At 29.2% G+C, this 9,320-nt stretch carries 10 protein-coding genes; 8 read left to right on the top strand and 2 right to left on the bottom strand.

Annotated features, from left to right (window positions below; genetic code table 11):
• Window positions 1-249: 249 nt before the first annotated feature.
• A complete protein-coding gene (locus AB1Z17_RS08495) occupies window positions 250-1,662 on the bottom strand; it encodes a serine hydrolase domain-containing protein (RefSeq protein ID WP_368051374.1) in 1,413 nt (470 codons plus the stop codon).
• A gap of 100 nt (window positions 1,663-1,762) precedes the next feature.
• Here AB1Z17_RS08495 and AB1Z17_RS08490 point away from each other — a divergent pair, with 100 nt between their 5' ends.
• Entirely contained in the window at window positions 1,763-2,374 is a 612-nt protein-coding gene (locus tag AB1Z17_RS08490) for a TetR/AcrR family transcriptional regulator (RefSeq protein ID WP_368051373.1), read from the top strand.
• On the opposite strand, the gene AB1Z17_RS08485 is transcribed toward AB1Z17_RS08490, so the two are convergent.
• On the bottom strand, window positions 2,371-2,565 hold the full coding sequence (locus AB1Z17_RS08485; RefSeq protein WP_368051372.1) for a hypothetical protein: 195 nt from the start codon (window positions 2,563-2,565) through the stop codon (window positions 2,371-2,373). The two genes, AB1Z17_RS08490 and AB1Z17_RS08485, sit on opposite strands and share 4 nt — an antisense overlap.
• A gap of 19 nt (window positions 2,566-2,584) precedes the next feature.
• On the opposite strand from AB1Z17_RS08485, the gene AB1Z17_RS08480 reads away from it, so the two are divergent.
• The 7 genes from AB1Z17_RS08480 to AB1Z17_RS08450 form a co-directional block, all read left to right on the top strand.
• Window positions 2,585-3,841 carry a TolC family protein gene (locus tag AB1Z17_RS08480; protein WP_368051371.1) on the top strand — a complete coding sequence of 419 codons (1,257 nt, stop codon included), beginning with the start codon at window positions 2,585-2,587 and terminating at the stop codon, window positions 3,839-3,841.
• A gap of 55 nt (window positions 3,842-3,896) precedes the next feature.
• The gene (locus tag AB1Z17_RS08475) at window positions 3,897-4,811 is read left to right on the top strand and encodes an HlyD family secretion protein (RefSeq protein WP_368051370.1); all 915 of its coding nucleotides are present in this window, start codon (window positions 3,897-3,899) and stop codon (window positions 4,809-4,811) included.
• 116 nt (window positions 4,812-4,927) lie between these two features.
• Window positions 4,928-5,365, top strand: a complete 438-nt coding sequence (locus AB1Z17_RS08470) for a hypothetical protein (RefSeq protein WP_368051369.1) — start codon at window positions 4,928-4,930, stop codon at window positions 5,363-5,365.
• A gap of 6 nt (window positions 5,366-5,371) precedes the next feature.
• Window positions 5,372-6,274 (top strand): ABC transporter ATP-binding protein, encoded by a 903-nt coding sequence (locus tag AB1Z17_RS08465; protein WP_368051368.1) that lies wholly within the window; start codon window positions 5,372-5,374, stop codon window positions 6,272-6,274.
• A 108-nt stretch (window positions 6,275-6,382) separates the two neighbouring features.
• A complete protein-coding gene (locus AB1Z17_RS08460) occupies window positions 6,383-7,117 on the top strand; it encodes an ABC transporter ATP-binding protein (RefSeq protein WP_368051367.1) in 735 nt (244 codons plus the stop codon).
• Between the two features lie 202 nt (window positions 7,118-7,319).
• Window positions 7,320-8,426, top strand: coding sequence for an ABC transporter permease (locus AB1Z17_RS08455; RefSeq protein ID WP_368051366.1), 1,107 nt, complete (start codon window positions 7,320-7,322; stop codon window positions 8,424-8,426).
• Between the two features lie 206 nt (window positions 8,427-8,632).
• A partial coding sequence (locus AB1Z17_RS08450) for an ABC transporter permease (RefSeq protein ID WP_368051375.1) occupies window positions 8,633-9,320 on the top strand: 688 nt, incomplete at its 3' end.

Below are 9,320 nucleotides of genomic sequence, written 5' to 3'. Positions count from 1 at the left end.
CTAATAACATGTGAAGGTATTTTTTTTAAGCAGATTGTAGTTGAAAAATGTTCTGAAGGTTTTAATTTATGTTCTAAAATAACTATTAAAAAGCTTTTCCAACTTCATTTAAATTAGGTATTTCATTAATAATAACGTTTTCTAAACAAACTTAAATAATGAACAATTAGCTCTTTTTATAGAATTATTAAAAACGTACAACTTTTATAATTGTAAATTATTGAAAACGATAAAAAAAATCACTAGCTTTTATTCTATTGCATTTAAAATATTTTTAAGTAATTTATTAGAATCTTTATTACTTAATTCAAATTCAACAACATCTTTATTTTCGTTTGGGAGTATTTTTCTATTTTTTAATTGTGTTTTCAAGGTACTATAAGTAACTCCCAATCTAACAACAACTAACTCTTTTGAAGGAATGATAAATATTCTTTGGCCTTGAAAACCATCAGCAAAAAATAAATCTTTGGGTGCATCTGGTAAATGTCCTCCAGCGTTTAACCAAAATTGTGCTCCATAAACACCTTCAGATCCGTTTGTTGGAGTTGAAGTATAATTTACCCAATCTTCACTTATTAATTGTTCTCCATTCCAATCTCCTTTGTTTAAATATAATAAGCCAAATTTAGCCCAATCTCTTGCAGTTGCCCAACCGTAAGCAGAGGCAATGTAATTTCCAGCTAAATCAGTTTCAACCAACATAGAATGCATTCCAATTTTATCAATTAAATCTGAATACCAAAAATTAAGATATTCTTGGTGCGTTTTAAATTTTTGTCTGATAATCCCTGTTAATAAATTGGTAGTCCCCGAAGAATAATTCCAAGTTTCATTTGGCTTGCCAACTAACTTTTTATTTATTTGAGAAACTGTCATATCCGATTCTAAATACAACATTTTAGTAACATCAGAAATTTTAGTGTAATCTTCTTCCCATTCCAACCCGCTATTCATTTGCAACAAGTTATCGATCGTAATTTTTGAGCGCTCATCATTTTTCCAAGCTTCAATTGGTGCTAATTCATCTTTACTAATCATTCCTTGTTGATTCATTACACCGCAAACTGCACTCATTAAACTTTTAGTCATAGACCAACCCAGTAAACGTGCGTCTTTAGTAAACCCTTCAGAATAGTTTTCAGCAATAATTTGATTTTTATAAATAACTAATAAAGCACGGGTTGTATTTACTTCTGAATTTTCATCAAAATAGTTTTCAACAACAGTCTCTAATTTATCATAATTAACATTTGAAAAAACAGTGTCTTTTTGTGGTAAATTACCATAAGGAAAAGGCAACTCTTTTGGGGTTAAATCTCTTTGTGGAATTAAATAAGTAGTATTTTCATTAAAATCGTCATTTACAACTACTGCACCTACACCTTCTCTATAAATTGCAGTACGCGGTTTCAATCCAAAAACCTTCGAAATAACAGTTTTATTAATTGTATCGACTGTATTTTTTGCCCAATTTACTGGTGAAAAATTATTATCTGTATGTTCCACCAAATTCTGGCTTCTTTTAGCAACAAAAACACTTGAAGCTACACTTTTAGCAGCATAACCAGAAATAAGTATAAATTTTTGATAATTAGAATACGCAACATAAACAATTATAAAAGCCAAAAAAATTACTGCAATTTTTACTATTTTTTTCATTTTATTAATTTATTAGAGCCTAAAAATAACATTTATTTTGTCAGTTCAAAAAAAGAATTTAAATTTGTTAACCATTTGGTTAAACTAATTAGTTAATTCAATGACAAAAACAAAAGACATAACAACTGAAACTACTATTCTAAATGCCGCAAAAAGCATTTTTCAGCGCAAAGGAATGGACGGAGCTCGAATGCAAGAAATTGCAGATGAAGCGGGAATTAACAAAGCCTTGCTTCATTATTATTACAGAAGTAAACAATTGCTTTTTGAGGCTGTTTTTAAAAATGCTTTCAAGTTATTAGCTCCACAATTAAATAAGGTATTAAATAGTGATGATACTTTAAATGATAAGATTAAAAATTTTACAAAAAACTATATTTCGTTCACAATTAAGCATCCATATTTACCAAATTTTATAATCAATGAATTAAACAGAAACCCGGAATTTGTTCAAAAATTAACTTCAGAAAAACACTTTCCTACAATTACAAAATTTAAACAACAAGTAATAGAAAATATAGAAAATGGTACTATAAAACCCATTAAAGCAGAACAGCTTTTTATAAATATTTTAGCACTTAATATTTTTCCATTTATTGCTTCTCCATTATTAAAAGGTTTTTTATCAATAAACGATGAAAATTACAAACAACTATTGGAAGAAAGAACTACAGAAGTTTCAAATTTTATTATTCATGCAATTAAAAGTTAAAAAGTTGATGGGTTTAATTGTTGAAAGGTAGAAAATACCGTGGCTGAGCGGAGTCGAAGCCAATATGGAGAAACACTGTTTATTTGATGAAATGTTGAATCGTTAAATTGAGGATGATGTGAGTAATATGGTGTAATTCCTCCTTTATCGGAATGACAAAATAAAAAGGCAAAAACTGCTGAAGCAGGCACATTCAAAAATATAAAAAAAATGAAAAAAACATTCTTTTTACTGATCCTATTTCTTTCTATAACAGTTTCTTCACAAGAAAAATTGAGTTTAGAAACTTGTTATATTTTATTGAATAAAAATTACCCGTTGGCAAAACAGACCGATTTATTAATAAAACAAAACGAACTTGACTTAGCAGCAATTTCGACAAAAAAATTACCAAAATTGGAATTAGGCGTACAAACCACCTATCAATCAGATGTTACGCAAATGCCTATTGAAATACCAAATACAACTGTTGAAGCACCAAACAAAGATCAATACAAAGCAACGCTATCAATAAATCAGTTAATTTATAATGGTGGTTTAATTAATGCAACCGCAAAAGTTAGTAAAGCCGCGTTAAAAACACAACAAAAACAAGTTGAAATAACTTTATACCAACTTAAAACTCAGGTAAACCAATACTTTTTTTCAGCACTACTTTTTAATGAAAAAATAAATTTATTAGAAGCAAAAAAAACACTTTTAGAAACTAAATTAAATGAAGTTAAGGCAGGAATTAAATTTGGAGTTTTACTACCAACTTCTGATAGTGTAATTGAAGCTGAAATCTTAAAAATAGACCAACAGTTAGGGGAAATCTCTTTAAATAAAAACAGTTTAATTCAATCGTTAGCACAGCTTATTGGCACACCAATTTCAACAAATACTGAATTTGAAAATCCAACTAGTACAACTAATTTTAATACAGAACTAAAAAGACCGGAATTAGAGCTATTTCAACTTGAAAAAGAGAAAATTGAAACTTCAGAAAATCTACTTTCTAAACAAAAAGAACCAACTTTAATTGGCTTTTTAACAGGAGGTTATGGTAATCCTGGATTGAATATGCTCGATAATTCTTTTCAAACTTTTTACCAGTTAGGCATTAAATTAAACTGGACAGTTTTTGATTGGAATGCAAACAAAAAACAGCGTGAATCTTTACAATTAAATAAAAAAATTATTGAAAATGAAGCGGAAGTATTTCAACTAAATACAAACATTCAATTGCAACAAAAACAAACAGAAATTAATAAACTTTCTAGCCTTATTAATTCAGACAAAGAAATTATAGAATTACGAAAAAAAATATTAAAATCTGCCGAATCACAACTTAAAAATGGTGTTATTACTTCATCTGCATATATTACAGAAGTAACCAATTTATTTGAAGCAGAAAACAGCTTAAGCACACACAAAATTGAAATGCTTTTTGAAAAAGCAAATTACAACACTATAAAAGGAAACTGAGCCCTATAACACCTAAAGTGGAAATTAATGTTGGGATAAATTAAATATTATAAAAATGAAAATAACTAAAATAATAATCGGAATATTAATTGCTACAAGCAGCTTAATTTCTTGTAATACTAATGAAAAAGCAGATGGTTACGGAAATTTTGAAGCAACAGAAATTACAATTTCAGCAGAAAATAATGGCAAACTATTACAATTTGATGTAACAGAAGGCAAAATTCTACAAAAAGGAGATTTTGTTGGCTATATAGACACCATTCCATTGACTTTAAAAAAAGATCAGCTACAAATTTCTAAAGAAATTGTGTATTCAAAATCTAAAGGAGTTTTGTCGCAAATACATGTGTTAAAAGCTGAATTAAAAACAGTACATATTTCAAAAAATAGAATTGAAAACCTACTAAAAGAAAATGCAGGAACACGGCAACAATTAGATGCTATTAATGGCAAAATAGATGTTTTAAATCAGCAAATTAGAAGTATTGAAATTCAAAATGCGCCTGTAGTAAACGAATTAAAAAGTATAGATATTCAATTGGAACAGCTGCAAGATCAACTTCAAAAAAGTAACATTACAAACCCTGTAAACGGAACAGTTTTAGTAAAATATGTAGAACCAAATGAAGTGGTTTCATTTGGAAAACCATTGTATAAAATAGCTGATTTAACCACTATGCAATTACGTGTTTATGTAGGTGAAACACAATTAGCAAATATTAAAATTGGACAAGAAGTAACCATAAAAATTGATGCTGGTGAAACTATGAAAAACTATACTGGAACTATTTCCTGGATTGCCTCTGAAGCTGAATTTACACCTAAAATAATTCAAACAAAAGAAGAACGTGTAAACTTGGTTTATGCCGTAAAAATTGATGTAAAAAACAACGGCAGTTTAAAAATTGGAATGCCTGCGGAAATGTGGATCCTATCCCCAACCCTTTCTGAAGGAAAGGGAGTTTAGATAACTAATTTTAATTGTATGAACTTAACTGAATTTAAAAATATATTATTAAGAGTCCTTCACTTTGTGAAGGATTTAGAACGGGATTACACTATAAACTTTAAAACACAATCAAAATGAAAAAAACACAATTTTTATTACTAGCAACAATTTTATTTTTCTCAATTTCTTGTAAAAATACTACAGAAAAAAAACCTGAACAAGATCAGCCTCAAGATGCCATTGTAAAGGTAAAATTAAACAATGGTAAATTATGGGAAGCTAATTCTGAAACCACCGACGGAATTAATGCAATGTTACAATTAATGAACAATTTTTCTGAAGATGAATCCCCTAAATCTTATGCAACACTAAAACAAAGTTTAGTAAAAGAGTTTAAAACAATTATCCAAAAATGCACTATGACGGACGAAGCTCACGATCAATTGCATGTATTTATTATGCCGATGAGAGCATTATTTAATGGGTTAACGGATTCAGATATGAACATAAGAAAAGAAAATTTCAACAAAATAAACGCACATTTAAAAACTTATAAAAACTATTTTGAATAAGATAAAATGAGTATTTCCCTTAAAAATATTAGCAAATCTTACAACAAAGTTAAAGCTTTACAAAACATTTCTTTTAATGTTAAGGAAGGTGAATTATTCGGACTTATTGGCCCAGATGGCGCTGGAAAAACCACCTTATTTAGAATTTTAACAACGCTTTTAATTCCTAATGAAGGTGAAGCCTCTGTTGCCGATTTTGATATTATTTCAGATTTCAAAAGTATTCGGAATAATGTGGGTTATATGCCAGGACGTTTTTCTTTATATCAGGATTTAACTGTGGAAGAAAATTTGGAGTTCTTTGCTACTATTTTTGGAACTACAATTGAAAAAAACTACGATTTAATAAAAGATATTTACGCACAAATTGAACCATTTAAAAACCGAAGAGCTGGGAAATTATCTGGTGGAATGAAACAAAAGTTAGCCTTGAGTTGTGCCTTAATTCATAAACCAAAAGTGCTGTTTTTAGACGAACCCACCACTGGTGTTGATCCTGTTTCTAGAAAAGAATTTTGGGAAATGTTAAAGCGTTTGCAAACCAAAGGAATTACCATTTTAGTTTCTACTCCGTATATGGATGAAGCTGCTTTATGTGACAGAATAGCGTTAATACAAGATGGTAGAATTTTGGAAATAGACACGCCACAAAAAATCGTAAAACACTATCCTAAAACCATTTACAATGTAAAAGCTGATAATATGTATTTACTTATTGAAAGCTTAAACAGTTATAAATACAAATACAGCGTGTACCCTTTTGGTGAATTTGTGCATTATACCGATAATAGAACCAATTTTAATCCAGAAGATTTAAAACAGTATTTAGAAACTAAAAATTTAAAAAATATAAGCATTGAAATTACCCAAGCAACCATTGAAGATACTTTTATGGAATTGGCAAAGTAATAAGCACATCACTTCGAGCAATTTTCAATACAAAATTGTATCGAGAAGTTCTCGATACTTCGGCAAAAGCTTCAACTCGAACTGACGACGGATTTAATAACAAAAAAAATGCAAGAAGAAACTGTAATACAAGTAGAAAACCTCACCAAAATGTTTGGCGAATTTACAGCTGTAAATAACATATCTTTTGAAGTTAAAAAAGGGGAGATTTTTGGTTTTTTAGGAGCAAACGGAGCAGGAAAAACAACTGCAATAAAAATGTTAATTGGAATTTCAACTCCAACTTCAGGAAATGCAGATGTTGCTGGTTTTAATATAAATACACATCCTGAAAGTATCAAAAAAAACATTGGTTACATGAGTCAGAAATTTGCATTGTATGATGATTTAACCGTAAAAGAAAACATTACTTTTTTTGGCGGTATTTACGGTTTAACTCGTAAACAAATCAATGAAAAAAGATGCCTGTTAGTTGAAGAATTAGGACTGCAAGAAATTGTAAACCAACTAGTAAGCTCCTTACCACTAGGTTGGAAACAAAAAATCTCATTTTCAGTAGCATTATTACACAATCCAAAAATTGTTTTTTTAGATGAACCAACAGGCGGTGTTGATCCAATTACGCGTCGTCAATTTTGGGAACTTATTTATAAAGCTGCAAACCAAGGAACCACTATTTTTGTAACCACACATTATATGGATGAAGCTGAATATTGCGACAGAGTTTCAATTATGGTAAATGGCAAAATTGAAGCACTAAATACACCAAAAAAATTAAAAGAACAGTTTAAAGTAATAAGTATGAGTGATGTGTTTTTAAAACTAGCAAGAAGTCCATCTTAATAATGAATAAAAAAAATTACGGTGGCTGAGCGGAGTCGAAGCCATAATTAATAATGCAATAAAAAAAAATAACCGTCATTGCGAAATATTGAAAAAAATTGTGGCAATCTCTCAATAAAAATGAGATAACCACGTCGCTTAAGCCTGTCTTGAGCAGAGTCGAAAGACTCCTCGTTATGACGATTTAACTAATAAACAAAAAATGAAACGTTTTATAGGATTTATTAAAAAAGTATTTTACCATATCTTTAGAGATAGGCGCTCACTGTTCATATTATTTGGTATGCCAATAGCGCAAATTATGCTGTTTGGCTTTGCAATTACCAATGAAATAAATAACGTTGATATTGCAATATTAAATAATTCAAAAGACGCAATCACAGAAGAAATTATAAATAAAATTACTTCTTCCAGTTATTTTAGTGTAAAAAAATTTATTCAAAATGAAAATGAAATTGAAGGTATTTTTAAAAAAGGTAACGTAAAAGCTGTATTAAATTTTGAAACTGATTTCAGTAAAAAATTGACTACTCAAAACAATGCAACTGTTCAAATTATAACCGATGCTACAGATCCAAATACTGCAAATACTATTAGCAATTACGTAAGTGCAATTTTTCAAAATTACTCCCAAAGAATTAATAAAAATAGTAAAATTCCTTACCAAATAATTCCAAAAAATAGAATGGTTTACAATCAAGAATTAAAAAGTGTTTTTATGTTTGTTCCAGGCGTTATGACCATTATTTTAATGTTGGTTTCTGCCATGATGACTTCCATTTCCATAACGCGCGAAAAGGAATTAGGAACCATGGAAATATTGTTGGTTTCGCCATTAAAACCATTTCAAGTAATTATTGGAAAGGTAATTCCCTATATTTTTCTTTCAGTAATTAATGCAATTGTAATTATTGTTCTTAGCATTTTTGTTTTTAAAATGCCAGTACAAGGAAGCCTGTTATTGTTAGGTGCCGAAAGTATTTTATTTATTATTACTTCCTTGTCTTTAGGAATTTTAATTTCAACAGTTTCAGCAACACAACAAACAGCTATGATGATTAGTTTAATGGGATTAATGTTACCTGTAATTTTATTATCTGGATTTATATTCCCAATTACAAGTATGCCGATACCACTTCAAATTATAAGTAATATTATACCTGCAAAATGGTTTATAATTATTGTAAAAGGAATTATGCTAAAAGGCGTTGGACTTTCATTTATTTGGAAAGAAACGCTCATTTTGGTTGGTATGACACTGTTTTTTATTGTTTTAAGCACCAAAAAATATAAAATTAGATTGGAGTAAATATTAGTTATAAAATTGAAAGGTTGAAAAGTTATATGAAAAACTGTCATTGCAGGATGGAGGGTTTATAAAATGTTCTGTGAACATTTTTACCGAACAGGCCAGCAGGCGCAAGGGTGAAAAATTGTGGCATTCTCTTTCAAAAAATAAGACAACCATGTCGCTTTCGCTCCTCGTTAGGACGATTTAAAATGAAGAATTATAAAATGAATACAATTCTATACATCATACAAAAAGAATTCAGGCAAATATTCAGAAATAAAGGAATGCTTCCTATTATTTTTGCGCTTCCTTTAATTCAGTTGATTATTCTTTCAAATGCGGCTACTTTTGAAGTTAAAAACATCAAATTCTCATATATAGATAATGATTATACTTCATTTTCGAGAGCATTAATTGAAAAATTTGACGCTTCAACCTATTTTAATGTTCTTGCTAATTTTCCTTCAGCTAAAACAGCAAATTCAGCAATGTTAAAAGGCGAAGTTGATGTTATTTTAGAAATTCCTTCAAACTTTGAACGCAATTTATTAAAAGACAAACAAACCGATTTAGCAGTAACCATAAATGCCATTGATGGCGCAGCAGCTGGCGTTACAAATGTATATATCAATCAAATAATACAAACGTTTAATAAAAATGCACGTTCCAAATTAATGCAATCTTCAAATACTTCAATTAATTATCAAAACATTACTAGTATTCCTTCTTTTTGGTATAATAAAACCTTAAATTATAAAACATTTATGGTTCCTGGAATCTTGGTTTTATTGGTAACTATGATAACGCTTTTCTTATCGGGAATGAATATTGTTCGTGAAAAAGAAATTGGCACATTAGAGCAAATAAATGTTACGCCTATTAAAAAACACCAATTTATTATTGGCAAATTGT

This window comes from Lutibacter sp. (assembly GCF_040883305.1).
Taxonomy (GTDB): domain Bacteria; phylum Bacteroidota; class Bacteroidia; order Flavobacteriales; family Flavobacteriaceae; genus Lutibacter.
The sequence above is the reverse complement of the archived record's forward strand: the minus strand, read 5'-3'. Positions and strand labels throughout refer to the sequence as shown.

What these genes read in the sequence shown, in the direction of transcription:
- AB1Z17_RS08490 (WP_368051373.1), top strand. Translation starts at nt 1,763, where the DNA reads ATGACAAAAACAAAAGACATAACAACTGAAACTACTATTCTAAATGCC.
- AB1Z17_RS08470 (WP_368051369.1), top strand. Translation starts at nt 4,928, where the DNA reads ATGAAAAAAACACAATTTTTATTACTAGCAACAATTTTATTTTTCTCA.
- AB1Z17_RS08480 (WP_368051371.1), top strand. Translation starts at nt 2,585, where the DNA reads ATGAAAAAAACATTCTTTTTACTGATCCTATTTCTTTCTATAACAGTT.
- AB1Z17_RS08475 (WP_368051370.1), top strand. Translation starts at nt 3,897, where the DNA reads ATGAAAATAACTAAAATAATAATCGGAATATTAATTGCTACAAGCAGC.
- AB1Z17_RS08465 (WP_368051368.1), top strand. Translation starts at nt 5,372, where the DNA reads ATGAGTATTTCCCTTAAAAATATTAGCAAATCTTACAACAAAGTTAAA.
- AB1Z17_RS08460 (WP_368051367.1), top strand. Translation starts at nt 6,383, where the DNA reads ATGCAAGAAGAAACTGTAATACAAGTAGAAAACCTCACCAAAATGTTT.
- AB1Z17_RS08455 (WP_368051366.1), top strand. Translation starts at nt 7,320, where the DNA reads ATGAAACGTTTTATAGGATTTATTAAAAAAGTATTTTACCATATCTTT.
- AB1Z17_RS08495 (WP_368051374.1), bottom strand. Translation starts at nt 1,662, where the DNA reads ATGAAAAAAATAGTAAAAATTGCAGTAATTTTTTTGGCTTTTATAATT.